The organism is Burkholderia sp. SIMBA_062, from assembly GCF_046534765.1.
GTDB classification, from domain to species: domain Bacteria; phylum Pseudomonadota; class Gammaproteobacteria; order Burkholderiales; family Burkholderiaceae; genus Burkholderia; species Burkholderia ambifaria.
On record NZ_JAWRYD010000037.1, the window covers coordinates 46,981 to 69,747 of the forward strand.

Annotated in this window: 24 protein-coding genes, 1 tRNA gene and 1 pseudogene; 15 read left to right on the forward strand and 11 right to left on the reverse strand. The window is 62.0% G+C overall.

Going from position 1 to position 22,767, the window contains the following annotated elements; all coding sequences use genetic code 11:
* Nucleotides 1–289 precede the first annotated feature (289 nt).
* Entirely contained in the window at nucleotides 290–985 is a 696-nt protein-coding gene (locus SB786_RS29900; RefSeq protein WP_410730602.1) for a FadR/GntR family transcriptional regulator, read from the reverse strand.
* A gap of 237 nt (nucleotides 986–1,222) precedes the next feature.
* Between SB786_RS29900 and SB786_RS29905 the strand changes: the two genes are divergently transcribed.
* The 10 genes from SB786_RS29905 (at nucleotide 1,223) to SB786_RS29950 (ending at nucleotide 11,249) form a co-directional block, all read left to right on the forward strand.
* Nucleotides 1,223–2,770, forward strand: coding sequence for a sugar ABC transporter ATP-binding protein (locus SB786_RS29905; protein ID WP_410730603.1), 1,548 nt, complete (start codon nucleotides 1,223–1,225; stop codon nucleotides 2,768–2,770).
* Nucleotides 2,763–3,794, forward strand: a complete 1,032-nt coding sequence (locus SB786_RS29910) for an ABC transporter permease (RefSeq protein WP_410730620.1) — start codon at nucleotides 2,763–2,765, stop codon at nucleotides 3,792–3,794. Before SB786_RS29905 ends, SB786_RS29910 begins: the two co-directional genes overlap by 8 nt.
* Before the next feature lie 38 nt (nucleotides 3,795–3,832).
* The gene (locus tag SB786_RS29915) at nucleotides 3,833–4,780 is read left to right on the forward strand and encodes an ABC transporter substrate-binding protein (RefSeq protein ID WP_410730604.1); all 948 of its coding nucleotides are present in this window, start codon (nucleotides 3,833–3,835) and stop codon (nucleotides 4,778–4,780) included.
* 111 nt (nucleotides 4,781–4,891) lie between these two features.
* Complete coding sequence (locus SB786_RS29920) at nucleotides 4,892–5,863, forward strand: aldo/keto reductase (protein ID WP_410730605.1); 972 nt, start codon at nucleotides 4,892–4,894, stop codon at nucleotides 5,861–5,863.
* Nucleotides 5,860–6,732 carry an amidohydrolase family protein gene (locus tag SB786_RS29925; RefSeq protein ID WP_410730606.1) on the forward strand — a complete coding sequence of 291 codons (873 nt, stop codon included), beginning with the start codon at nucleotides 5,860–5,862 and terminating at the stop codon, nucleotides 6,730–6,732. The genes SB786_RS29920 and SB786_RS29925 overlap by 4 nt, the downstream gene beginning before the upstream one ends.
* Nucleotides 6,733–6,745: 13 nt before the next feature.
* Complete coding sequence (locus tag SB786_RS29930; RefSeq protein ID WP_410730621.1) at nucleotides 6,746–7,753, forward strand: zinc-binding alcohol dehydrogenase family protein; 1,008 nt, start codon at nucleotides 6,746–6,748, stop codon at nucleotides 7,751–7,753.
* A 24-nt stretch (nucleotides 7,754–7,777) separates the two neighbouring features.
* Nucleotides 7,778–8,938: a mannitol dehydrogenase family protein gene (locus SB786_RS29935; protein WP_410730607.1), complete on the forward strand. Its 1,161-nt coding sequence runs from the start codon at nucleotides 7,778–7,780 to the stop codon at nucleotides 8,936–8,938.
* Nucleotides 8,935–10,458 carry a UxaA family hydrolase gene (locus tag SB786_RS29940; RefSeq protein WP_410730608.1) on the forward strand — a complete coding sequence of 508 codons (1,524 nt, stop codon included), beginning with the start codon at nucleotides 8,935–8,937 and terminating at the stop codon, nucleotides 10,456–10,458. Before SB786_RS29935 ends, SB786_RS29940 begins: the two co-directional genes overlap by 4 nt.
* 47 nt (nucleotides 10,459–10,505) lie before the next feature.
* Nucleotides 10,506–10,853 (forward strand): hypothetical protein, encoded by a 348-nt coding sequence (locus SB786_RS29945; RefSeq protein ID WP_410730609.1) that lies wholly within the window; start codon nucleotides 10,506–10,508, stop codon nucleotides 10,851–10,853.
* 54 nt (nucleotides 10,854–10,907) lie between these two features.
* Nucleotides 10,908–11,249, forward strand: coding sequence for an L-rhamnose mutarotase (locus SB786_RS29950; protein WP_410730610.1), 342 nt, complete (start codon nucleotides 10,908–10,910; stop codon nucleotides 11,247–11,249).
* A gap of 108 nt (nucleotides 11,250–11,357) precedes the next feature.
* Here SB786_RS29950 and SB786_RS29955 read toward each other — a convergent pair whose 3' ends face one another.
* From SB786_RS29955 to SB786_RS29970, 4 genes are all read right to left on the reverse strand, one after another.
* Complete coding sequence (locus SB786_RS29955; protein WP_410730611.1) at nucleotides 11,358–11,804, reverse strand: hypothetical protein; 447 nt, start codon at nucleotides 11,802–11,804, stop codon at nucleotides 11,358–11,360.
* A gap of 412 nt (nucleotides 11,805–12,216) precedes the next feature.
* The gene (locus SB786_RS29960) at nucleotides 12,217–12,834 is read right to left on the reverse strand and encodes a hypothetical protein (protein ID WP_410730612.1); all 618 of its coding nucleotides are present in this window, start codon (nucleotides 12,832–12,834) and stop codon (nucleotides 12,217–12,219) included.
* A gap of 29 nt (nucleotides 12,835–12,863) precedes the next feature.
* The gene (locus tag SB786_RS29965) at nucleotides 12,864–13,169 is read right to left on the reverse strand and encodes a RebB family R body protein (RefSeq protein WP_175756183.1); all 306 of its coding nucleotides are present in this window, start codon (nucleotides 13,167–13,169) and stop codon (nucleotides 12,864–12,866) included.
* Between the two features lie 114 nt (nucleotides 13,170–13,283).
* Entirely contained in the window at nucleotides 13,284–13,841 is a 558-nt protein-coding gene (locus tag SB786_RS29970) for an RNA polymerase sigma factor (RefSeq protein WP_410730613.1), read from the reverse strand.
* Between the two features lie 406 nt (nucleotides 13,842–14,247).
* Between SB786_RS29970 and SB786_RS29975 the strand changes: the two genes are divergently transcribed.
* On the forward strand, nucleotides 14,248–14,922 hold the full coding sequence (locus tag SB786_RS29975) for a Crp/Fnr family transcriptional regulator (RefSeq protein WP_410730614.1): 675 nt from the start codon (nucleotides 14,248–14,250) through the stop codon (nucleotides 14,920–14,922).
* A gap of 78 nt (nucleotides 14,923–15,000) precedes the next feature.
* Here SB786_RS29975 and SB786_RS29980 read toward each other — a convergent pair whose 3' ends face one another.
* From SB786_RS29980 to SB786_RS29995, 4 genes are all read right to left on the reverse strand, one after another.
* Nucleotides 15,001–15,324, reverse strand: coding sequence for a RebB family R body protein (locus tag SB786_RS29980; protein WP_126227514.1), 324 nt, complete (start codon nucleotides 15,322–15,324; stop codon nucleotides 15,001–15,003).
* Between the two features lie 184 nt (nucleotides 15,325–15,508).
* Nucleotides 15,509–15,877 carry a RebB family R body protein gene (locus SB786_RS29985; protein WP_006750339.1) on the reverse strand — a complete coding sequence of 123 codons (369 nt, stop codon included), beginning with the start codon at nucleotides 15,875–15,877 and terminating at the stop codon, nucleotides 15,509–15,511.
* A 199-nt stretch (nucleotides 15,878–16,076) separates the two neighbouring features.
* Nucleotides 16,077–16,412 carry a RebB family R body protein gene (locus tag SB786_RS29990; RefSeq protein WP_006750338.1) on the reverse strand — a complete coding sequence of 112 codons (336 nt, stop codon included), beginning with the start codon at nucleotides 16,410–16,412 and terminating at the stop codon, nucleotides 16,077–16,079.
* Between the two features lie 84 nt (nucleotides 16,413–16,496).
* Complete coding sequence (locus tag SB786_RS29995) at nucleotides 16,497–17,132, reverse strand: hypothetical protein (RefSeq protein ID WP_410730615.1); 636 nt, start codon at nucleotides 17,130–17,132, stop codon at nucleotides 16,497–16,499.
* Between the two features lie 415 nt (nucleotides 17,133–17,547).
* Between SB786_RS29995 and SB786_RS30000 the strand changes: the two are divergent.
* From SB786_RS30000 to SB786_RS30015, 4 genes and pseudogenes are all read left to right on the forward strand, one after another.
* Nucleotides 17,548–17,805, forward strand: a pseudogene (locus SB786_RS30000) (transposase); the annotation flags it as partial.
* Complete coding sequence (locus tag SB786_RS30005; protein ID WP_410730622.1) at nucleotides 17,760–18,575, forward strand: IS3 family transposase; 816 nt, start codon at nucleotides 17,760–17,762, stop codon at nucleotides 18,573–18,575. The pseudogene SB786_RS30000 and the gene SB786_RS30005, both read left to right, overlap by 46 nt.
* A 317-nt stretch (nucleotides 18,576–18,892) precedes the next feature.
* Entirely contained in the window at nucleotides 18,893–20,773 is a 1,881-nt protein-coding gene (locus tag SB786_RS30010) for an AAA family ATPase (RefSeq protein ID WP_410730616.1), read from the forward strand.
* Nucleotides 20,774–20,894: 121 nt separating this feature from the next.
* Entirely contained in the window at nucleotides 20,895–21,359 is a 465-nt protein-coding gene (locus SB786_RS30015) for a phage terminase small subunit P27 family (RefSeq protein WP_410730617.1), read from the forward strand.
* Between the two features lie 84 nt (nucleotides 21,360–21,443).
* Here SB786_RS30015 and SB786_RS30020 read toward each other — a convergent pair.
* Together SB786_RS30020 and SB786_RS30025 are read right to left on the reverse strand one after the other, a co-directional pair.
* Nucleotides 21,444–21,520: transfer RNA gene (locus SB786_RS30020), tRNA-Arg, on the reverse strand.
* 175 nt (nucleotides 21,521–21,695) lie between these two features.
* On the reverse strand, nucleotides 21,696–22,526 hold the full coding sequence (locus SB786_RS30025) for an undecaprenyl-diphosphate phosphatase (protein WP_410730618.1): 831 nt from the start codon (nucleotides 22,524–22,526) through the stop codon (nucleotides 21,696–21,698).
* Nucleotides 22,527–22,767: the final 241 nt, after the last annotated feature.

Below are 22,767 nucleotides of genomic sequence, written 5' to 3' on the forward strand. Positions count from 1 at the left end.
GACGCCGTTTCGTTTTCCGGATTGCGGCGGGTGACGACGCAATCGGGGCGATGCTGCCGCCTGGTAGCCTGTGCAACGTTCGGCGGGATTCGCGCGACTGCTCGTTCGCGTGGATCGCCGTGCGTATTATCAGACGAATTGCGGTTTTTCGTCAGAACGGGGAGGTTTGGGGGCAACACGGGAGTTCCGCGAATCTGCGGAACGCAGGATGGATCCATGCATCTCGGCATGTCGCGCATGCCAGCGTGGGTCGGACGTCAGTGCTTTCGTCGGACCGGTATCGGCGCGGTCAGGGCTGCTGTAACGCACCGCCGATCCAGCGCTCCTCCGACGCTTGAAGATGGGCGCGCATCGCGGTTTGCGCAGCGATCGGATCGCCCGCTTGCAACGCCTTGAGGATGTGCTCGTGCTCGTGCACCGCGGCAGCCCAGGTTTCCGGGCTTTCCGAATGTCCGCGAATCGCGGCAGCGATCGGATCGTGTCGGCTATCGAACAACTCGCCCACGAAGCGGCTCAACACGGAGTTGCCTGCCACCTCCGCAATGAGCATATGAAACTGCCGGTCCGCGTCGACCGGCGATTTGCCCGCGACGGCGAGCCGCTTCATGCGCTCCACCGTGCGACGCAATCGGTCCAGCGTGGCTGCCGAGAATCGCGCCGTGGCCAGCACGATCACCGAACCCTCTATGGCGCCGCGCGCCTGCATCAGCTCGGATGGGCTCTCTCCCAGCGCCGGCACGCCGCCACTGTCGCTCTCGCCCGGATCGCGAACATAGACCCCGGAGCCAAGACGTATCTCGATCTGCCCGCCGATTTCGAGGGCGATCAAGGCTTCGCGCAACGAAGGGCGCGAGACCCCGAGCGTCGTCGCGAGCTCGCGCTCGGGCGGCAGTCGCCCACCGGCGGGAATTCCGCCCTGACGGATCAATGCGAGGATTTGCGCGGCCACGGATTGGTAAAGCCGCTTTGGTTCTGTCTGCTTCATGATCCGAAAAATGGTCGACCGAAATGGCCGAGCTTCGCGTTCATGCGGAGTCTACCACGTCGGCGAAACCCCCGGCCAGCATAGGCCCGACCCGACACGAGGGTTAACACCATTGGTATGGTCACTTCAAAATAATCACAATTGGCTTGACCAGATGAGCGCTCCATCCTTGAATTCATCGCAACTGGACTGGCCAGTTGCGTTCGACGACTGCGCCAGTGACCTACGGAGACACGCATGACCCCTGCCGACTTGCGGCAATCGCCCCCCCCTTCGCGCGGCGAGCCGACTGCTCGAACCATCCTGCAGCTACAGGGCGTGGGCAAGCGCTTCCCCGGCGTCGTGGCGCTCGACGGCATCGATCTGGATCTACGAGCGGGAGAAGTTCATGCCGTCTGTGGCGAGAACGGCGCGGGCAAGTCGACGCTGATGAAAATCATCAGCGGGCAATACCGCCCGGACGACGGCGTCGTGCGCTACGACGGGGCGCCCGTGCAGTTTTCGTCCGCCACCGACGCACAAGCCGCAGGCATCGCGATCATCCATCAGGAACTGAACCTCGTGCCCCACTTGTCGGTGGCGGAGAACATCTATCTGGCGCGCGAGCCCAAGCGCGGCCCGTTCGTCGACTACCGTGCGCTGAACCATGCCGCGCAGTTGTGTCTGCAACGAATAGGCTTGAACGTGTCGCCTACGACGCTGGTCGGCGCGCTCTCGATTGCGCAGCAGCAGATGGTGGAAATTGCGAAGGCGCTGTCACTCGACGCGCGGGTGCTCATCATGGATGAACCCACGTCGTCGCTGACCGAATCGGAAACGGTCCAGCTGTTTCGCATCATCAAGGAGCTTCGCAGCGAAGGCGTCGCCATCCTTTACATCTCGCACCGACTCGACGAGATGGCCGAAATCGTGGATCGCGTCACGGTGCTGCGCGACGGGCGCCACATTGCCACGAGCGATTTTGCATCGACGTCGGTGAACGAGATTGTCGCCCGCATGGTGGGCCGCCCGCTCGACGATGCCTACCCGCCGCGTCGATCCACGCCCACCGACCAGGTGCTGCTGAAGGTACGCGACCTGCAGCGAACCGGCACGTTCGGCCCCGTGTCGTTCGAACTTCGCAAGGGCGAAATTCTCGGCTTCGCAGGCCTGATGGGGGCGGGCCGCACCGAAGTCGCCCGCGCGATCTTCGGCGCGGAGCGGCCCGATGCCGGCTCGATCCTGCTGGGCGACACGCCTGTCGCGATCGGCTCCCCGCGCGAGGCCATTCGCCACGGGATTGCCTACCTGTCCGAAGACCGGAAAAAGGACGGCCTCGCGCTGGCGATGCCGGTCGCCGCAAATATCACGCTGGCCAACGTCGCGGCGATCTCGTCGCGCGGCTTCCTGCGTTTCGCCGAGGAAACGGCCGTCGCCGAGCGTTACGTGCGCGAACTGGGCATCCGCACACCGACGGTCGCGCAGATCGCGCGGAACCTGTCCGGTGGGAACCAGCAAAAGATCGTCATCAGCAAATGGCTATACCGCGGCTCGCGCATCCTCTTTTTCGACGAGCCGACGCGCGGCATCGACGTCGGCGCGAAATACGCGATTTACGGGCTGATGGACCGCCTGGCGGCGGACGGTGTCGGCGTCGTCCTGATCAGTTCGGAACTGCCCGAGTTGCTCGGCATGACAGATCGCATTGCCGTGTTTCACGAAGGACGTATCACCGCGGTTCTTGAAACCGGAAAGACCAATCAGGAGGAGATCTTGCATCATGCATCAGGAAGAAGTCATGCTTGACATCACATCGGGTCGCACGCCGGCCGTCGATAAACAGGCACGGCAGCGACGCCGCGACCTGATCCAGAAATTTGCCGCGCTGGGTAGCCTGGTCGTGCTGATCGTCGCGTTTTCGCTGACCAGCGCCGCGTTCTTCTCCGTTGGCAACCTGATGACCGTCTCGCTTCAGGTGACGTCGATCGCGTATCTCGGCGTGGCCGCGACGTGCGTGATCATTACCGGCGGCATCGATCTGTCGGTCGGATCGGTCCTCGCACTGGCCGGCGTCGCCGCCGCGCTGCTCGTCAAGGCCGGCATTCCGGTACCCGTCGCGATGCTGGGCGGCATGCTGGTCGGCGCGGCATGCGGATGGGTCAACGGGATCTGCGTCACGCACATGGGGCTGCCGCCGTTCATCGCCACCCTCGGCATGATGCTGGTCGCCCGCGGGCTCGCGTTGCAGATCACCGGCGCGAGACCCGTGTCGGGGCTCGGCGACGCGTTCGGCGAACTCGGCAACGGCGCCCTTTTCAAGATCTCGCACATCGGGGCCGACGGCTTTCCCGACACGATCTTTCCTGGCATTCCCTACCCCGTCGTCATCATGGTGGTGCTGTTCGTGGCGGTCTCGGTGCTGCTGTCGCGAACGTCGCTGGGCCGCCACATCTACGCGGTCGGATCGAACGCGGAAGCGGCACGTCTGTCCGGCGTGAACGTGCCAGGCGTCAAGCTGTTTACCTACGTCCTTTCCGGATTGCTCGCAGGCGCCACGGGTTGCGTACTGATGTCGCGCCTCGTCACGGCCCAGCCGAACGAAGGCGTGATGTACGAACTCGACGCCATCGCCAGCGCGGTGATCGGCGGCACGTCGCTGATGGGCGGCGTCGGCACGATCTCCGGCACCGCCATCGGCGCGTTCGTGATCGGCGTACTGCGCAACGGCCTGAACATGAACGGGGTGTCGAGCTTCATCCAGCAGATCATCATCGGCGTCGTCATTCTCGGCACCGTATGGATCGACCAACTCCGCAACCGGAAGTTGTAATCACAAGACGAAGTTCCAACCACCATAAGGAGCGAGACATGAACAAACTATCCGTATTGGCAGCGGCGGCAACCTTGTGCGCGATGTTCGGCGCGCAGGCGCAGGCCGCCGGCGGCGAAATTGCCGTGATCGTGAAGACGGCCAATTCGAACTACTGGCAGAACGTGCAGAAAGGCGCCACCGCCGCCATGGCCAATGCGAAGGGATACACGATGACGTTCCAGGGCCCCGCCGCGGAATCGGCGATCGCCGACGAAGTCAACATGGTCGAGAACGCCGTGAACCGGCATGTCGCCGGCATCGTCCTCGCGCCGTCGGATCCGGATGCACTCGTGCCGGCCATGAAGAAAGCATGGGAAGCGCACATTCCGGTGGTGTTGATCGACTCGACCGTATCCGACGCCGGCAAGCAGTACTACCAGTCGTTCCTGTCGACCGACAACGCGAAAGCCGGCGAACTCTGCGCGAAGGCAATGATCGACCGGGTCGGGCAGACCGGCAAGGTCGCGGTCATGTCGTACGTGCCGGGCGCCGGCTCGGAAGTCGGCCGCGTCGGCGGATTCCGCAAGTACATCGCCGCGCATTCGAAGCTGCAGGTGGTGGGGCCGTTCTATTCGCAGTCGCAGATGGCGAATGCGCTGAACCAGACGACCGACGTCCTGTCGGCGAACCCCGACCTCAAGGGCATTTTCGGTGCCAACGAACCGACTGCCGTCGGGATGGGGCGCGCGCTGCAGCAGTCAGGCAAAGGCGGCAAGGTCGTGGCGATCGGTTTCGACGGTAATCAGGACCTCCAAGGATTTGTTCGAGACGGCACGATTCAGGCCATCGCCGTTCAGAGCTCCTATCAGATGGGCTACAAGGGCATCGAGACCCTCGTCAACGTGATCGAGCGCAAGCCTGTTTCCAAGCATGTGGATACGGGCGTGCTGATGGTCGAAAAGCAGAATCTCGACTCGCCCGCCGCGAAGAACGTCCTGTACTGACGAACGCGCCGTCGCGGCAGCTCTGCCGGGCCGCCCGTCGGCACCTCCTCCATTCACACACACGCCATGAAAGCCATTGCAACGCACGCGCTACCCCGTAGCGGATTGGTCATGAGCACACTGGGCTTCGGTTGCTCGCAACTGGGCGGCCTCTACAAGTCGATGTCGACCGCCGACGCCCATGCGCTCGTCGACTGGGCGTGGGAGGCCGGCATCCGCTATTTCGACACCGCGCCGTTCTACGGCTATACGCTGTCGGAGCGGCGCATCGGACAATCGCTGCAGGTGCACGCGCGCGAACGCTATGTACTGAGCACCAAGGTCGGGCGGCTCATGCGGCCCGACGATACGGTTCAAGCCGGCGACGACGGTTGGGCGCACCCGTTGCCCTTCCGGCCTCACTTCGACTATACGTTCGACGGCATCATGCGTTCGTACGAGGATAGCCAGCAACGACTCGGCATGCGGACGATCGACATCCTCTATGTTCACGACATCGGTGCCGCCACGCACGGCGATCGGCATGCCCACTACTGGGAACAGCTAACCCGCGGAGGCGGATTCCGGGCGCTCGCCGAGCTGCGCGATGCCCGTGCCGTTTCCGCCATCGGACTCGGCGTCAACGAATGGGAAGTTGCCGTCGACGCGATGCAGGAGGCGGATCTCGACGTCATGCTCCTCGCGGGTCGCTACACGCTGCTCGAACAGGAGGCGCTTGCACCGTTGCTCGATAGATGCGTGCGCAACGATGTTCGGATCGTCTCAGGAGGCGTCTTCAATTCGGGCGTGCTGGTCGGAAACGGCAAGTTCAACTATGCGGATGCGCCGGCCGAAGTAATCCGAAAGGTCGCGCGTCTCGCCGAGGTATGTGCCGGCTTCGGCGTACCGCTTGCCGCGGCCGCACTTCAGTTTCCGCTGGCCCACCCGGCCGTGGTGTCCTGCGTGGTCGGGGCGCGCAGTATCGAGCAGTTGCAGAAGAACATCGCTTGGCTCGAAACGCCGCTCCCATCGGAGCTCTGGACTGCCTTGCAACGCGATGGGCTGATCGCCGCATCCGCTCCGGTTCCGGAGGATTGCGCATGATGTCCCGGATCGACGCTCATCAGCACTTCTGGCAGATGGCCAGCCGTGATGGCTATTGGCCTCCGCGAACGCTGGATGCCATCTATCGGGACTTCGGTCCGCAGGATCTCGAACCGCTGCTTGCGCAGGCCGGTGTGCAGCGCACCGTCGTTGTCCAGTCGCTACCGACTCACGAAGACACGCGCTATCTGCTCGACGTTGCATCCCGGACGAGCTTCGTGTCGGCCGTCGTCGGATGGGTGGACCTCAAATCCACCGACGCGCCGGCCCATATCGAGTCGCTCGCCCGTGAGCCGAAATTCCGTGGCATTCGCCCGATGCTACAGGATCTTGCCGATGACGACTGGATCGACGATCCGGTTCTCGAGCCGGCCATCGACGCCATGCTCGCGCACGATCTCGCTTTCGATGCCCTCGTCACGCCGCGCCATCTGCCCGCGCTGCTCGCGTTCGCGCGCCGCTACCCTCGCCTGCGCATCGTGATCGACCACGCCGCCAAGCCGCCGATCGCATCGGACCGAAGTGAAGCGTGGCACGTCGCGATGAGCGAACTCGCCGCGCAATCGAACGTGCACTGCAAGCTCTCCGGACTGTGGACGGAAGCCGGCCCGCAAGCCGATCTCCTGCTCGTCGAGCCGTACGTGCGCGCGGTCTGCGAGTGGTTCGGCGCGTCCCGGCTGATCTGGGGCAGCGACTGGCCCGTCTCCCGCCTTGCCGGCCATTTTGGTGACTACGGGGCCTGGCTCGCGTGGTGCGAACACTGCTGTGACCGCTTCCTCGGGCCCGACGCACGTACGCGCGTTTTCGGCGGCAATGCATCCCACTTCTACAGAATCGATCGGCCGTCCAGCGATCAACACGCTCAATAAAGAGGACGTCATCATGCTCAGCATCATTTGCGAATCGCCCGGCGTACTGCGCCACGAAGATCGCGCGCCGCCTTCCCGCGCCGATGGGGAGATATTGTTGCGCGTGCAACGCGTCGGGATTTGCGGCACCGACATGCACATCTATTCGGGCAATCAACCGTACCTGCAATATCCCCGAGTCATGGGCCATGAACTGTCCGCCATCGTGGCCGAGGCCGATCCCGGCGCGCATGTCGCGCCCGGAGACGCGGTCTATGTGATGCCCTACCTGTCGTGCGGACAGTGCATCGCGTGCCGACAGGGCAAGACCAACTGCTGCGTCAACATCAAGGTGCTCGGCGTGCATCGTGACGGCGCGTTGACAGAATATCTGTCGGTACCCGCGCAGTTCGTGCACAAGGCCGAAGGAGTGACGCTGGACCAGGCGGCGATGATCGAATTCCTTGCCATCGGCGCGCACGCGGTGCGACGTGCCGCCGTGTCCGCCGGCCAAAGAATCCTCGTGGTCGGTGCGGGGCCGATCGGCATGGCGGCGATGCTATTCGCCCAGTTGAAAGGCGCACACGTCACCTGCCTGGACACACGAGCCGATCGCCTTGCGTTCTGCCACGAGCACTTCGCCGTTGCGACGGTGCAGACGGGGCCGACCGACGTCGACGCATTGTCGACGATGACCGACGGCGAGTTCTTCGACGTGGTGTTCGATGCGACGGGTAACGTCAAGGCCATGAATCGCGGTTTCGAGTTCATTGCCCACGGCGGCAAGTACGTGCTGATTTCGATTGTCCCGGGCGAGATCACGTTCTCCGATCCCGAGTTTCACAAGCGCGAAGCAACCCTCCTCGGCAGCCGTAACGCCACCGCCGAAGACTTCGAGACCGTCCTCGACGCGATGCGCGCCGGCCGCATTCCGGACAAGGCGCTCAATACGCATCGGATGAGCCTGTCGGACGTACCCGTCGAGTTCCCGAAACTGATGGAACCCGGGCAGACCGTCGTCAAGGCGCTGGTCGAGTGCTGACCGAATTCGCGGGAACCATTCGAGATGAGTGAACCGATTCTTCAGTTTGGCACCAGCCGGTTTCTCCAGGCCCATGTCGCGCTGTTTGTATCCCAAGCGCTGGAGCGCGGTGATGCGATCGGGGGCATCCGCATGGTGCAGACCACCGACAACCCGGCAAGCCGTGCGCGCATCACCGCTTTGGCCCACGCAGGCAGTTACCCGGTGAAGATTCGCGGCAGGGAACACGGCGCGATCGTGGATACGGTCGTCCACTGCCGGGCCGTGCGCGCCGCGTGGATCGCCGATCGCGACTGGGCGATGATCCGGCATGCGATGACGCATGATGTTCGCGTCATCGTGTCGAACACCGGCGACGCCGGCTATCGTCTCGACGAGCGCGATTCGCCTGCCCTGCTCGCGCTGGAGAATCATGTCCCGCACAGCTTCCCCGCCAAGCTGCTCACGCTGCTGCACGCGCGATGGCGCGCACGGCCCGATGCGGGCGTGTCGATCTTTCCGTGCGAACTCGTCGCCCGCAACGGCGACACGCTACGCGCGCTGATCGTCGGCCTCGCTGAACAATGGGCGCTGCCCGCGCCCTTCGTCACGTACCTGTCGCAACGATGCATCTGGGTCAACTCACTGGTCGACCGGATCGTGTCCGAACCGATCGAACCGGTGGGCGCCGTGGCCGAGCCCTATGCGCTCTGGGCCATCGAACGACATCCGGGCATGGAACTGCCGTGCACGCACGAACATATCGTCGTGACCGACGACCTGCTCAGCCATGAACGGCTCAAGCTGTTCTTTCTGAACGTCGGGCATACGTGGCTCGCCGACCAATGGCTCGTGCAGCGCCGCAGCAGCGCGCAGACCGTGTTCGACGCGATGAACGACACGACGCTGCGCGAGGGCATCGAGGGCGTCTGGGGCGAGGAAGTCTTGCCCGTCTTCGATGCGCTGCGGATGCGCGTTCGCGCAGAGCAGTACGTTGCAAGCGTGCGCGAACGGTTTCTCAATCCGTATCTCGACCATCACATCGCGGACATTGCCGGCAACCATGTCGAAAAGGTCCGGCGGCGAATTCTGCCGCTGATCGAACTAGCCGATTCGCTCGGGGTCGCGCCTGATCATACTCGGCTGCGCGATACGCTCGCGCGGCATGGCGTGACACCGTCAACCAAAGAGGCAAATGCATCATGAATGATCGGATGGTCGTCACTCTTCATGGCGACGACAACGTAGCGGTGGCATTGAGAACGCTCGAGGCCGGCACGACAATTGAAGTGAACGGCCTGTCGATGATCGCTGTGACGTCCATTCCGGCGGGCCACAAGATGGCGACCCGTCGCATCGTGCGAGGCAGTCCGGTGATCAAGTACCGGCAAACGATCGGTGTCGCGCTGAACGATATTGCGCCCGGCGAGCATGTTCACGTTCATAACGTCGGGATGCCTGAGCATCACGCGCATCGTGCCGCGCACGTCGATGCCGGCCACGCGCTCGCGCCAGCAGACCGATTGGAAACGTTTCAGGGTTTCGTGCGGGCGGACGGACAAGTTGGCACACGCAACTACATCGGGGTCATCGCCAGCGTCAACTGTTCCGCCAGCGTCTGTCACGCGATTGCGGACGCCTTCAAGGGTGACGCGATGGCCCCGTTCGAATCGGGGGACGGCGTGGTAGCGATCACGCATCAGAGTGGCTGCGGGATGTCCGCAACCGGAGACGGCATGGCCGTACTTCGCCGCACGCTGACCGGCTACGCGTGCAATCCGAACTTCGCGGCCGTGCTGCTGGTGGGCCTCGGTTGCGAAGTGAACCAGGTCGGTGCGCTTGCAACGTCCGTTGAAACAACGATCGCTGCCCCAGTCAGGACCCTTGTCGTCCAGGATGAAGGCGGCGTGCGTGAAACCGTGGCGCGCGGCATCGCGATCGTTCGGGAAATGCTGACGGCAGCCAATCGCATGACGCGTACCGAAGTTCCCGCCGCGCGGCTGAAAGTGGGGCTGCAATGCGGCGGCTCCGACGGCTACTCGGGGATCACCGCGAATCCGGCGCTTGGGGCAGCCGTTGATCTGCTCGTTCGCCACGGTGGTACCGCGATCCTTTCCGAGACACCGGAGATCTACGGCGCCGAACATTTGCTGACTGCACGCGCGTCCGGCGTCGTAGCCGAGCGGCTCCTCGACAAGCTGCGCTGGTGGGAACGGTATGCGGGCGAATCGGGTGGCGACATGAACAACAACCCTTCGCCCGGCAACAAGGCCGGCGGCATCACGACCATTCTCGAAAAGTCGCTGGGCGCGGTTTCGAAGGGTGGCAGCAGCACACTTAACGCCGTCTATGACTATGCCGACCGCGTATCGGAATCGGGCCTGGTTTTCATGGACACGCCCGGCTATGACCCGGTATCCGCCACCGGACAGATCGCGGGGGGCGCCAATCTTGTGTGCTTCACGACGGGGCGCGGCTCAGTGTTCGGCTCCAAGCCGGTTCCCACCATCAAGCTCGCAACGACCACCGGCCTGTTCGAGCGGATGCGCTCGGATATGGACTTCAATGGCGGCGAGATCGTCGACGGCTCGCTTTCCGTCGGGCAGGCAGGTGCGCAACTATTCCGGTTGATGCTGGACGTCGCCTCGGGCGCGCGCACCTGCAGCGAGCGGAACGGCATGGGCGACCGCGAATTCGTGCCGTGGCTGCGCGGCCCGATCATGTGATACCCCGCCGTGCGCCCCCTGATCTTCTGAAATCATCACCCATGCACATGAACTCGCCCGAATCGGCGCCGCGCCCTCGCACAAGCGAATTGCGGCTATCGGCGCAGCAACAATACCTGCTCGATGAGGCGCTCTCGCTTCTGATCGACATGCGTTCGCGCGCGCTGGACATTGCGACTCAGGTTTGTCGACGTCAAGGCAGCGCCGTGCCCGATGTCCACGACTTTCAACTGCCCGCGATCATCGACCTGCAACGGCGCCTTGCAGGTACATGTGCGCCACCCGACGCGACGGTCCCACATTCTGAATCGGTAGCGGCCGTGACCGTACTACACGGCATTCCGCGACGATCGGACAAGCGCGCGGCACGTATTTCGTTACCCGTTGATGGGTGATCCTGAGCAGTCGACGGCTCACGCTGTCCGAGCGTTTTCCAACATGAGGTCGCTATGCGTTACTGTCTCGCACTGGATCTGAAAGACGATCCCGCACTGATCGCTCGCTACGAGGAGCATCACCGTGCCGTATGGCCCGAAGTGCTGCGGCATCTTCGCGAGCATGGGGTGCGCGGTATGGAAATTTTCCGCCTCGGCACACGCATGACGATGGTGATGGACACCGATGACGCGGTGTTCGATGCCGAACGCCTCGCCAGAGCCACGGAAGCCAATCCGACGGTTCGTGCCTGGGAAGACGTGATGTGGAAATTCCAGGCCCCCACGCCGTGGACACCAGCCGGTCTGAAGTGGACACCGATGACCTGCATATTCGATCTACGAACGCAGACGTGAGCGTGCGACTCGCAGACCTCGTTTCCTAGCGTTTCGCCACGGTCACCTGAATGGCATTAGCCGGTGCCCGCTTGCGTGGCAGGCGCCGGCTTCAATGGATCGTGCCGCCTACACGCCGATCCACGCGCCGGTGCCCTCCCGATACTGGATCACACCGCCGTTGAACCGCACCCGCAGGTTGCCGTCCGGCAGCGGAACCCAGGTCGTCATGTCGAGGCTCTGCATCAGCCCCGCGAAGAAATCCCCCAGCTGTTGCGGCTCTTCGGCTTGCCAGACTTCGATGCGCCCGAGGCACGCACGCAGGTTGCCGCTCGGCTGCATGATCGTGCCGACCTGTCCGGCCACGTTCGACGCCGGATCGTAGACCGGCGTGCCGTCTTCGCTGACGATCGATAGATGGATCGCGCGCACGGACGTCGGTTGGCCCGGCGTCTGCTCGACGAGCGCGATGCAGCTCGTCATCGCGCCAAAGTCGATTTCCGTCGCATCTCCCCAGATGCGCTCGCCAACCGACAGCGGCGCGGGACCTTGTACGTTCTGAATGATGTAGGGCATGGGTTCCTCGCATGACTCGATGGGACTGCTAATAGCCAAGCCGCGACGCGTTCGCGAAAGCGGACGTGCGTCGGCCCCGCTGCTCACTTCCCGCATCCGGCCCGACGGCCCGGCGGATCGTGTCGATTGATTCTTTGTCGCTGCGCACACCGGAGTCAATCGACCTGTGTTCACGGGCACGATGGCCCGGGACGTTCGTCATCCACGCGACAATGGATTCGCCTGTCGCGGCTGATGCGGGTCGCCTCTCTCTCGTCGTTCATGCAGGCGATCCCGCTGCGGCACACAGTATGGATTTCCGAACCTGTCGGTGTACTCATTGTTTCTCCGCTCGTGCCCGAAGATCGGCAGGCTGGAAATCCGCACGCCTTCGCCTTGCTTCGTCAGGGAAGTCCGCCGCCACCGGCTCGCACTACGCACCCTTCTTGTCCAACAGCGCCTGATACTTCTGCAGGCTCTCGTCGATCTTGTCGAGCGCGACGCTCGCAGCCTCCCCTTCGATCGCTTCCGCGGCACCCGCGACGAGCGCCGCGGTCGCGACGAACAGGTCCGTCAACAGCAGGCCCATCGCATCCATCGCCATCCCGGACACGTTCTCGTCGATGGTCTTCTGCGCGAGATCCTTCATCAGCACGCTCTTGCCCGCGATCGCCAGCGACGTCGACGCCTCGAAGTAGTTGGCCGCCGCCTGCGCGACCATGCCGCCCGCCTGCGTGATCAACATGTTCGGGCCGACGGCGATCTGCGTCGTCGCGTAGGACGCCGCTTCCGCGTTGATCGCCTGCACGGTCTGCAGCGCGGAGCCGCCGGCCCCGGCCCCACCCGCGGTCTGGTTCGGTGCCTTCAGCGCATCGGTGAACCTGCGCAGCCGGTTGACCGGCCACGCGCGCGCGCCGACCTTCGACACCGCGGCGACCGGCGCGACATCGGCTGACGTCGTGGCGTCGGCTTCGGCTGCGGCGTCGTCGACATCGCGCGGCGTCTGCGGCGCGTCGTCGCCGCGCCCGCCCAAAAGGCCTTTCATATTCATGGTTCAGGTATCCCGAGAGTCAGCACGTGCTAATGCGTGGAACCCGTCTGCGGCCCGCCCGTCGCGGCATGCGGCGCGCCGCCCGATGCGCCGCCCGACGCCGCCTTCGGCGACGCTTCGACAGACAGGATCATCGCCACCGCTTTCGACACGACGGCGTTCGAAATCTGGTTCAGCGCCGCCTGCTGCTGCGTCATGTTCTGTGCGGAGATGCCGACGGCCTGGCTGAACATCTGGTAAAGCGTGCCTAGCGCCTGGGCCGGGGATCCGGCCACGACGTTGACATTGGTCTGCGTCAGCGCGTCGGTAACCTGCTCATTGACTTTGTCTGCCACGAGGCCTCCTCGAATCTCGGCTCCGGCATGCGGTTGAAGGAACGGGCGGGCCGGCAGGCCATCGACACCGCGTATGCCGTAAGGAACGCTGCGTCCCCGCATTCGTGAATTCGCTCAAGCGAGTCCGTCGCGCAATTTCTTGCGCAGCAGCTCGACGCGCTTTCTGGCAAGCGGCTCGTTGATTCCGAGCGTCGCCGCGATATGCGGATAGGGCATGTCCTCCTCGAACTTCAGTGTGAACAGCATCTGCTGCTGCAGGGGAAGCAGCGACAGCGCCTCGTCGAGACGCAGCAGTTGCTGTCGGAGCAGCAACTGCTGCTCCACCGACGGTGCGTGGCCCGCCAGCTCGGCGACGTGATCGTCGTCCCAGCTGGAGTCGTATTCGAGCATGCCGTTTTCCCGCTGACGCTGGCGCGCGCCAGAGAGGAACGCATGGTTCAGCGCCAGAAAGAGAAAGCCGGCCAGGTTCCGAACGCGCTCGGGCGAACGCTGCAGGTAGATGTGAACCTTGAGTGCGGTATCCGAAAGCAGTTCGTCGGCACGGTAAATATCCCCCTTGCACAAGAGGCGCGCACGGCGCCGCAATTTCCCCTGCATTTCACGCCACGTCCGATCGAGCTGCTGCGCCTGTGACGCGGCCGGCGGGGCAGCGTGTGGGTTCGATGTGGTCATTCCGTGCCCTCCGTTTTTATGGAAAACACAGAATCGATTTGATGCCGAGAACGGCGCTGTTACCCGCGTAACACCGTTATTGAGATAATCGTTTTGGTCAATTTTCTTGATTATTATGAACGGAAATTTTTGACCCACGGGCGTAGCCCGTTCCGTCGTATCAGGCACTCCGCCGGGCGTAAATAACGGCATTGCGATGAAAAAAGAACGACTGGCGTCGCGACGCGTTCGCGCGCCGGCACGCCGCTATCGAGGTCGGTCGCCCGAGCGTCATTGCCGCCAGAGTTCCGTCTCGTCCGGACTGCTCGTCGATTATTTCGGTATCTTCATTATTTTTTTCACGCAGTACCAGAAGCAGCGTTTTCCGCTAGGTGGCCGCATCGTCAAACAACCTCGCACGGAAAACATGCCTGCCCTTGCTAACGCACAAACGCTGCGCAATATACGGATACTCACCGATCTTCCGGAAAGCCTGCTCGCTCACGTCGAGCGGCATCTGATGCCGTGGCCCGAACACGGCAACCGAATGTTGTTCTTCAAGGGCGATCCGGAAGATTTCGTCGCCTTCGTCCACCGCGGCCGCGTGTACAAGACACTGCACGAACCGGGCGGACGCGAAATCATTCTCGGGCATTCGATGCCGGGCCAACTCATCGGTGAAAGCACCCTCCTTCGCGCGCACCGGCGCAGCTTCACCGCCCAGTTGAGTCACGACTGCCGCATTTCGCTGCTGCATCGCCAGCACTTCGCGCCGCTGCGGGCCAACGCCGATTTCATGGAGCGCATCTACGAGCAGCTGTGCCTGCACATCCACGAGTTGAGCGACTTCGCCGAATCTGCGTGCCTGTACCGGCTCGAAGCACGGCTCGCGCGCCATCTGCTGAATCGCATGCAAGGGAATGACCTCGAGGTGCCGCTGCCGGAGAACCAGAGCATCCTGGCCGCGATGCTCAACGTCAGCCGTCCGCGACTGAACGGCACGCTGCAGAAGATGCAGCGCGACGGCCTGATCCGGCTTCGCGAACACGGTGTGACGATCGAGAAACCGGAGCGGCTCCGGTACATCGCCGACGCCAATTGATGCCGCGGCGCGCACATCGTCGTGCGGCGCCGCGGCGCGAGGAGATTGCGCGCCGGGTTGCGCGGCGCGCGGTGAAGATCAGCTGCGCCAGTGACCGATGGCGTTCATCAACTGCGCGACCGCGGCCAGTTGCGACACGAAGCTGTCGTTCGACGATCGTGCGGCGGCAGCCGCCGCCACCGGCGAGCCGGCATAGAGCTGCATGATGCCGACGGTCGTGGCGGCGAGGTTGGACGCCGCCTGGTTCGCCTGCATCTGCACGGCGTTGTGAAGCAGGATCGCGGACGCATGACTGTTCGATTGCATCAGCGTGCCCAAGGCCACGGCGGGCGCTTCGCCCACCACCTTGACGTTGGCTTGCGTGACTGCATCGGCAATCGCGGCGGAGGCCTGTTCCGGCATGTCGTTACTCCTGTTGTTGCTCGCCGCTGCGGCGCAGTCGACGCGGTCACGGCGAAAGCATGAGTGGATCGGTCGGCGAAACGCGCCGCGCGGCCGTCGATGCGGCGCGGGCGCCCGCCTTCGCGGGCGTCGGCACTGCGGCGGCCACCGCGGCTGCCGCCAGGCGTCAACGCCGGATTGCGCGTCAGGCGAGCGCCTTGCCGATCGCGAGCACGTCAGCCAGCACGGAAAGCACGCCGCTCGAGCCGATTTCCGTCGCGGCGGCGCCCGCGCTCGCCGGCCCGAGCGTGTAGAGCTGCATCGTCCCCACGTTCGTCGAGGTCGGCAGTTGCACCGCGGACTGCGACTGCTGCTGCACGGCGTTTTCGAACAACACGCTGAGCGAATGGCTCTGGGCCTGGTACAGCGAGCCCGTCGCCATCGCGGGCGCTTCGCCCACCACCTTGACGTTGGTCTGCGTGACCGCGTCGGTGATCGCGGCATTGACCGCGCAGGTCTTGCAGTCGCAGGCGTCGGTCGGGTCGCCGGCGGTCGGATCGTTTTCGTTTCCCATCGAGTTTCTCCTGGTTTGCGATTGGGCGCCGCATCGAATCGGCTCTGCCCGTTCTGTCAGTTCTGTCAGTTGCTCCGGAACACCACACGGCACCGCTGCGCTGGGAGCGGCGGGCGTGCTGCGGATCCGCGGCGCGGCGGCGGCATTGGCGGTGCGTACCGCTTGCGCCGCCGCTCAACCACGGTGTTGCGACGGCGCCTTACGGACGTGCCACCGCCTTGCCGATCGCGATCACGTCGGCCAGCAGCGAGATGATCCCGTTCGAGCCGATTTCCGTGGCGGCCGCGCCCGCGCTTTCCGGCCCGATCGTGTAGAGCTGCATCGTCCCCACGTTCGTCGACGTCTGCGACTGGATCGCGGCCTGCGACTGCTGCTGCACCGCGTTCTCGAACAGGATGCTGAGCGAATGACTTTGGGCCTGGTACAGCGAGCCCATCGCCATTGCCGGCGCTTCGGCGACCACCTTGACGTTGACCTGTGTGACCGCATCGGTAATCGCGGGATTGACCTGGCACACTTGACACTTTTCAGTCATTTGTTGCTCCTTGGTTCACGTAGTTGAGAAGTCGCACATCGGGGCTGGCCGTTTTTCGCGTTCAGCCGCATGACCCGCGTGCCACTACATGGACGCTGGGCCGGGAGTGTCGTGAACGACCGCGGTGGCGGCGGCATCCGGCGCGGTCGATCCGGACAATTCTGTCGGACCGGCGCCGATGCTCTGGAGCCGGTCGTATATCGCGTCGAGCCGTACGGCGAGCACGTCGACGTATTGCCGGAAGCACGCATCGATTTCCTGCCGGATGAGGCCCGTCAGTTGTTCGCCGATCATCGCCAGCGCCTCGCGTGTGCTGTCCTGGATGTCGGCCGCGCCGGATGCCTGAGCGTCGGCCGGCGGCTCGTGCGCGTCGAGTACCCCGGACACCTTCCGCTGTTCCGACGCCAGCATGCCGAGGGTCGTCTCGTTCTGCGCGTCGATCGTCTGCAGGATGCCGCGCATCTTTTCGTACGCCTTTTGCTGGTTGAGCTGCAGGAAATGCTTGATCTGCTCGCGCGCCTCCTGCCGGGTTTTCGGCTGCGGCAGCGGTGGGTTCGCGGGGTGCGCCTGCGTGACCGTGCCGACGGTTGGCGCCGGCTGGTTGGCGTGCCTGCTCGGCAGCCGCTCCAGCAGTGCCTGTTCTTCGCCCGGCTCGAGGGGCCGCCCCAATCGCTTTTCCGCGAACTGCCGCAGCAGCGGGTCAAGTGCTTCGTTGCTCATGGCTCATACCTCCTCGAGGTACGGCCGCGGTGCGTGTGGGTCGGGGTCGAGGCCGGATGGATGCGGCGCAGACGCGCGTGCGTCTGCGTCGGAGTACTGCAACGGATATCGCATGATGTTCTCCCAGGAATGGATGCGCGACGGCCTTGCCGGAAATTCGGCAGGACTGCTGCAGGGACGAACCATGCGAAGGGTCTGTGAAATCGGTTGTCGTTGCGTTCGGTTGGTGTGCTGTGTGATCGACTGATTTGATTGCGACACTGCGTCGGCGCATGCGTAGCGAGGAAGTCACCGCCACCAGCGTGCACTATGGATATCAACGCGTTCACGTGGTCCTGCGACGGCTAGGCTCGCTGACCTGCTCCCCGCGTTTAGTACGGTAACGGTGTAGAGTCCGTTCCAGAGAGGAACGGCAATGAAAAAGCGGTTCACCGAAGAACAAATCATCGGCATCTTGAAGGAAGCCGAAGCTGGCTTGAAGCCGGCGGAGCTGTGCCGCAAGTACGGCATCTCGGAAGCGACCTACTACAACTGGAAAGCGAAGTTCGGCGGGATGACGGTCTCCGAAGCGCAGCGCCTGAAGGAACTGGAGCAGGAGAACAACAAGCTCAAGCGCCTGTTGGCCGAATCAATGCTCGACAACGCCGCGTTGAAGGACGTGCTGGCCCGAAAGTAGCAAGCCCGCAGGCCAAGCGCGAAGCGGTCCGGATATTGATGACCGAACGCGCCATGGGTGTTACCCGTGCCTGCGGGCTGGTAGGGATTTCGCGCTCGCTGTTCCACTACGAATCACGCCGCCGAGTTGACGACGAAGCGCTGACTGGCCGGATGTTGGCCATCGCCGCGCAGAAGCGCCGCTACGGCTATCGCCGGATTCACGTGCTGTTGCAGCGGGAGGGCTGCTTCGCCAACCACAAGCGCATCTGGCGCCTGTACAGCAAGGCGGGGCTGAGCGTGCGCAAGCGGCGACGCAAGCGTATTGCGGCTATCGAGCGCACCCCGCTGCCGTTACCAACGGGCCCGAATCAAAGCTGGTCGATGGACTTCGTTTCTGACGGGCTGGCCTATGGTCGGCGGTTTCGATGCCTGAACGTGGTCGACGACTACACCCGCGAGTGCCTGGCCATCGAGGTCGATACTTCGCTGCCGGGCCTACGAGTGCAGCAAGTACTCGAGCGGCTTAAGGAGATGCGAGGCTTACCCGCATCCATCACGGTCGACAACGGACCGGCGTTCGCTGGTAAGGTGCTGGATACATGGGCCTACGAAGCCGGTGTCACGCTGTCGTTCATTCGACCTGGCAAGCCGGTGGAAAATGCCTATATCGAGAGCTTCAACGGGCGGTTCCGAGATGAATGCCTGAACGAGCACTGGTTCGTGTCAATGCGCCACGCCAAGCGGCTGATTGAGGAATGGCGTATGGCGCGAGCGCCGATGCTTTAGTCCTTGGTCTATGCGCGCGGGCCGCGCTGACGACCATGGCGGGGCATCCGCGCACCCGCGTGAGGATGGGTAGGGGTAGGCAATCTCTAGCGGGACCGCGCCGATGATCGTGGCGCTACACAAATTTTTACGCAGTCGGCCGCGAAACCAAATTTTCGGCCCTTCGCGTACTTACGATCAGGTCGAATAGAATGGTGCATGACAGTGTGATGTTGTGCAAGCAGCATGAGTCAAAATCAATGCATGGCTCGACATTGTTACAGAAGCAACTCCAAGAGAGAACAATCGATTCTGAATCGAAGCAACCTAACGAGACCATGAAAATTACAGTCATCAGCAGTCACAAATCCATCCCTCGGGGGCTATCGTTTGACCTCCCTGATTTCGCAATTTTTACGGGAAAGAATGGAAGCGGGAAGAGTCACCTATTGGAAGCAATGAATAGTTCGGCGCTTTCCAGCGTCACCATAAATGGAAATGTTACGCAAAAGATCGCGCTGATCGGCTACAACGGATTAAACCCTCAGGTTGACGAGCAGTGCGATTCAAATCAAATTATCTCTAATGTGCAAAATTGGTGGAATCAGATTAATGGCGTTGTGCAACAATATAATAATGCCCTAAGAAATGGGGAGCAATTCAGTGACCCGATACCGCAATTCATGCCGCGAGTTGGCCACAACCCGCAATTGCAATCGGTTATGTCGCAGATTCTCAAGCGCTCCGGGAAGAGTTTTGAGGAATTGAGTCAGGATGACGTTTCGGAGCATTTGAGATTTTCAGATATTCCACAGGGAAATTTGTTCCTCACTCAATGCGCCCTTATATTCAAGTCATATCACAATAGAAAGGTAAGGAACGATTTCAATAAATATCGCTCTGAATGTTTGAAGATTGGTGATGTTAATTTTGTCAGCAACGAGGAATTCGTCAAAAAATATGGGCCTCCACCTTGGGATTTGGTTAATGAGGTGTTGGCTCGAGCAAATCTCCCTTATCGAGTGCCCAGTCCGGAGGTCGGTGATTTTGATTTGCCATACCGCCTTAGGCTTATCGACGAAACTACCCGCGCCAATATATCAGTTAACGATCTATCATCAGGCGAGAAAGTTCTCATGTCGTTGGCGCTCGCGATTTACAACACACAGGAAAGCGGCGACCGTCCTGATGTTCTTCTATTGGATGAGCCTGATGCGCCGTTGCACCCTGAGCTCTCGAAGTTGTTGATCGAAACTTTAATCGAAACTCTTGTCCGAAAGGCTGGTGTAAAGGTCGTCATGACAACCCATTCGCCTTCAACAGTTGCAATGGCTCCGGACAGTTGCATTTTTGAAATCAATAAGAACACCAAAGTTCCGCAATTGGTCAGTAATTCACACGCAGTGCAAAATTTGACAAGTGGAATCGATTTTCTTCGAATTTCATTTGAAAAGAGGCGTCAAGTTTTTGTTGAGAGTAAGTATGATGTCCAATATTATCCTCAACTATACAATATTCTCAAACGGCGAATTAAGTTCATGTTTGAGCCTGTATTTCTTGAGCCCCACAGTGGAACTTCAAATTGCACTGATGTCATTCAGATCGTAGAGCGCCTGCGCGGCTCTGGAAGCGACCTGGCATTTGGAATTATCGATTTCGATTCGACAAATAAATCTACGGATTCTATTTGTGTGATTGGGGAGGGAGCGAGGTACGCAATAGAAAACTACCTCTTGGATCCTTTGTATGTATGCTTGGCGCTAATACGTCACAACAAAAAATCATTCCAAGATTTCGGCATCACAAGCAGCAAATTCGCTTACACGGATTCGGCCAATCTAACGCAGCAAGAGTGCCAACAACTGGTTGATGCGGTGCTGGTGCAGTTGTCAATTCCTCTTTCCGATCTAACGCCGGTAAAGCTTGAGAATGGATATGAGCTACAATACCCGGCAGCGTACCTCCTTCATCAAGGTCACCCATACGAGACAAAATTGCTTCAAGCGATACCGGAATTGAATGTGATTGCTCGGGGTCAGGGTGATTCGGCCTTGAAGCTCGGGATTTTGCAGGTCATAGGAGAATTCCCCCAATTCTTTCCGGTTGAAGTTCGCGGCACTTTCGCTAGGATTTTGAATCCAATCGCAACACATGTCGCCGTGCAGGCGCCAGAAACACCCATCACCGGTAAGGCGAATGGAGTGGAAGCGGCGGCCTAGAAAATCCAAGAAAGGAGGCGGCAATCAGAATATGACGGCTCGGGACTATTGATTATAAATTTATAGTCCCGGGCTCGCGCTCCCCGGTAATTCGAGATGAATTAATTTTTCGGGAAGGGCCATGCCTCGCAAATCGAATACAACCAAAGCGCTGTCCCGAACGCTGCGCGCCGATAGGCTCAAGGGTATCGCGGCCGAACAATTGGACGAAGCACCGCCGCCGCCGGACGGCGTGTCCTATCGCGCCGCTACGGAATGGACGCGGGTTGCGCCGCTCGTGATGAGTTTGGGACTTTTGACCGCATCGGATTTGCGCGCGCTCGAACTGCTTGCCGAAACATTGGCGACGGAGGCGCAGTTACGCGAGACGCTGGACCGTGAAGGGTTGACGATTGCGACCGGGTCGGGCGAAAGCAAAGCACATCCGGCGCTGCGCGCACTGAGCGATGCGCGCGCCCAATCGGCCCGGCTACTCGATGCGTTCGGCCTGAGTCCGCGTGAACGGCAAGCTATCGATGCGCCGCCGCCGTTGCCCGCCGAAAATCCCTATGCAGCGTTCGTGAAGTCGGTTCGGCCGCAACGTTGAGCGAACTCGGTTCCGGATTGGTTCCGGACATCTGCAGAAGCAAAAAGCCCGGTCACAAAAACCGGGCTAACTCATCGATTTGACTGGCCCGCCCTACACGATTCGAACGTGTGACCTACGGCTTAGAAGGCCGTTGCTCTATCCAACTGAGCTAAGGGCGGTCGAGGGAACAAGACACGGCCACAAAAACCCGGGCCGCATTTGACGCGCGAAGCTTCGAGCACCGCCAACAACCACGAACTCGAAGCCCGGAAACGAAACGGGCCCGGCATGAAGCCGAGCCCGGAATTATACCCGATCATCGCGCCATATCCCGCGCGACCGGCACCGCAACCGTCAAACCGGCTGCGGATGCAGCATGAACCAGCCGAGGAAGAACACACCGGCGATCACGCAATACACGCCGAACGAAGCCAACCGCCCGCGCCCTTCGAAATAGCGCATCAGAAACCGCACGCTCAGATAAGCGGCAATCGCCGTCAGCACGCCGCCGAGCAGCGCGTCCATGAGCTGGTCGCGCGCATGAAAGAGCTTCGGCAACTCGAGCACACCCGCCGCGAAGATGATCGGCGTGCCGAGCAGGAATGAAAACTCCGCCGCCTTCTCCGCCGTCAGCCCGGCTACATTGCCGGCGATCATCGTCAGCCCGCTGCGCGAGAAACCCGGAATCAGCGCGCCGATCTGCGCGAGGCCCACGAAGAACGCCTGCTTGAACGTCATCTTCTCGGGCGCCTGGTGCGTGCGGCTGCGCTGGATGCGATCGCCGACCCACAGCAGCACGCCGTTGATGATCAGCGCGACCGCGACGATCCGCAGATCGTGGAACACGCGCTCGAGGCGCTTCTCGAGCAGCAGGCCGACGATCCCGGTCGGGATCGTGCCGATGATGAGCGCCCACATCAGGTGCCCGTCGTCGTTCTTCCGCCCGCCAAGCTGCGCGAAGAAGCCGCTGATCAGCGCGATCCAGCGCGCACGGAAATACCACAGCAGCGCGAGCGCGGTGCCGAGATGCAGCGCGACGAGGAACGGCAGCAACTGCGGCGCATGCTTGTCGATGTGCATGCCGAACAACGCCGGTATAAGCAGCGTGTGGCCGAGACTGCTGACGGGGAAGAGTTCGGTAACGCCCTGCAGGACGCTCAGGAATACCAGAAACCAGAGACTCACGCGTCGGTCCTTTTAGTGATGATCAATCGGGTCAAAAAGCGGACGACGCAGCGCGCGTCCGAAAAAACGCGCCCCGATTATGCCCAGCCAGGATTACCGCGCCAAGGCATTTGGCAGGTTATTGCGGCAATGCACACAAACGCTTGCAATTTGTAAGCGTTCGGAATCGGGATAGGGGCGGTCAGATAAACTGACCGATCCCCTCCCACACCACCCGGCATGCGGGTCCGCACCGGGCGGT

Bases quoted from the DNA above. Each gene is read 5' to 3' on its own strand.
- SB786_RS29975 (WP_410730614.1), top strand. From the start codon at position 14,248: ATGCCTGCCCTTGCTAACGCACAAACGCTGCGCAATATACGGATACTC.
- SB786_RS29935 (WP_410730607.1), top strand. From the start codon at position 7,778: ATGAGTGAACCGATTCTTCAGTTTGGCACCAGCCGGTTTCTCCAGGCC.
- SB786_RS29990 (WP_006750338.1), bottom strand. From the start codon at position 16,412: ATGACTGAAAAGTGTCAAGTGTGCCAGGTCAATCCCGCGATTACCGAT.
- SB786_RS29950 (WP_410730610.1), top strand. From the start codon at position 10,908: ATGCGTTACTGTCTCGCACTGGATCTGAAAGACGATCCCGCACTGATC.
- SB786_RS30010 (WP_410730616.1), top strand. From the start codon at position 18,893: ATGAAAATTACAGTCATCAGCAGTCACAAATCCATCCCTCGGGGGCTA.
- SB786_RS29980 (WP_126227514.1), bottom strand. From the start codon at position 15,324: ATGCCGGAACAGGCCTCCGCCGCGATTGCCGATGCAGTCACGCAAGCC.
- SB786_RS29940 (WP_410730608.1), top strand. From the start codon at position 8,935: ATGAATGATCGGATGGTCGTCACTCTTCATGGCGACGACAACGTAGCG.
- SB786_RS29925 (WP_410730606.1), top strand. From the start codon at position 5,860: ATGATGTCCCGGATCGACGCTCATCAGCACTTCTGGCAGATGGCCAGC.
- SB786_RS29905 (WP_410730603.1), top strand. From the start codon at position 1,223: ATGACCCCTGCCGACTTGCGGCAATCGCCCCCCCCTTCGCGCGGCGAG.
- SB786_RS29930 (WP_410730621.1), top strand. From the start codon at position 6,746: ATGCTCAGCATCATTTGCGAATCGCCCGGCGTACTGCGCCACGAAGAT.
- SB786_RS29910 (WP_410730620.1), top strand. From the start codon at position 2,763: ATGCTTGACATCACATCGGGTCGCACGCCGGCCGTCGATAAACAGGCA.
- SB786_RS29985 (WP_006750339.1), bottom strand. From the start codon at position 15,877: ATGGGAAACGAAAACGATCCGACCGCCGGCGACCCGACCGACGCCTGC.
- SB786_RS29970 (WP_410730613.1), bottom strand. From the start codon at position 13,841: ATGACCACATCGAACCCACACGCTGCCCCGCCGGCCGCGTCACAGGCG.
- SB786_RS29955 (WP_410730611.1), bottom strand. From the start codon at position 11,804: ATGCCCTACATCATTCAGAACGTACAAGGTCCCGCGCCGCTGTCGGTT.
- SB786_RS29995 (WP_410730615.1), bottom strand. From the start codon at position 17,132: ATGAGCAACGAAGCACTTGACCCGCTGCTGCGGCAGTTCGCGGAAAAG.
- SB786_RS29920 (WP_410730605.1), top strand. From the start codon at position 4,892: ATGAGCACACTGGGCTTCGGTTGCTCGCAACTGGGCGGCCTCTACAAG.
- SB786_RS29915 (WP_410730604.1), top strand. From the start codon at position 3,833: ATGAACAAACTATCCGTATTGGCAGCGGCGGCAACCTTGTGCGCGATG.
- SB786_RS29945 (WP_410730609.1), top strand. From the start codon at position 10,506: ATGAACTCGCCCGAATCGGCGCCGCGCCCTCGCACAAGCGAATTGCGG.
- SB786_RS29960 (WP_410730612.1), bottom strand. From the start codon at position 12,834: ATGAATATGAAAGGCCTTTTGGGCGGGCGCGGCGACGACGCGCCGCAG.
- SB786_RS29900 (WP_410730602.1), bottom strand. From the start codon at position 985: ATGAAGCAGACAGAACCAAAGCGGCTTTACCAATCCGTGGCCGCGCAA.
- SB786_RS30015 (WP_410730617.1), top strand. From the start codon at position 20,895: ATGCCTCGCAAATCGAATACAACCAAAGCGCTGTCCCGAACGCTGCGC.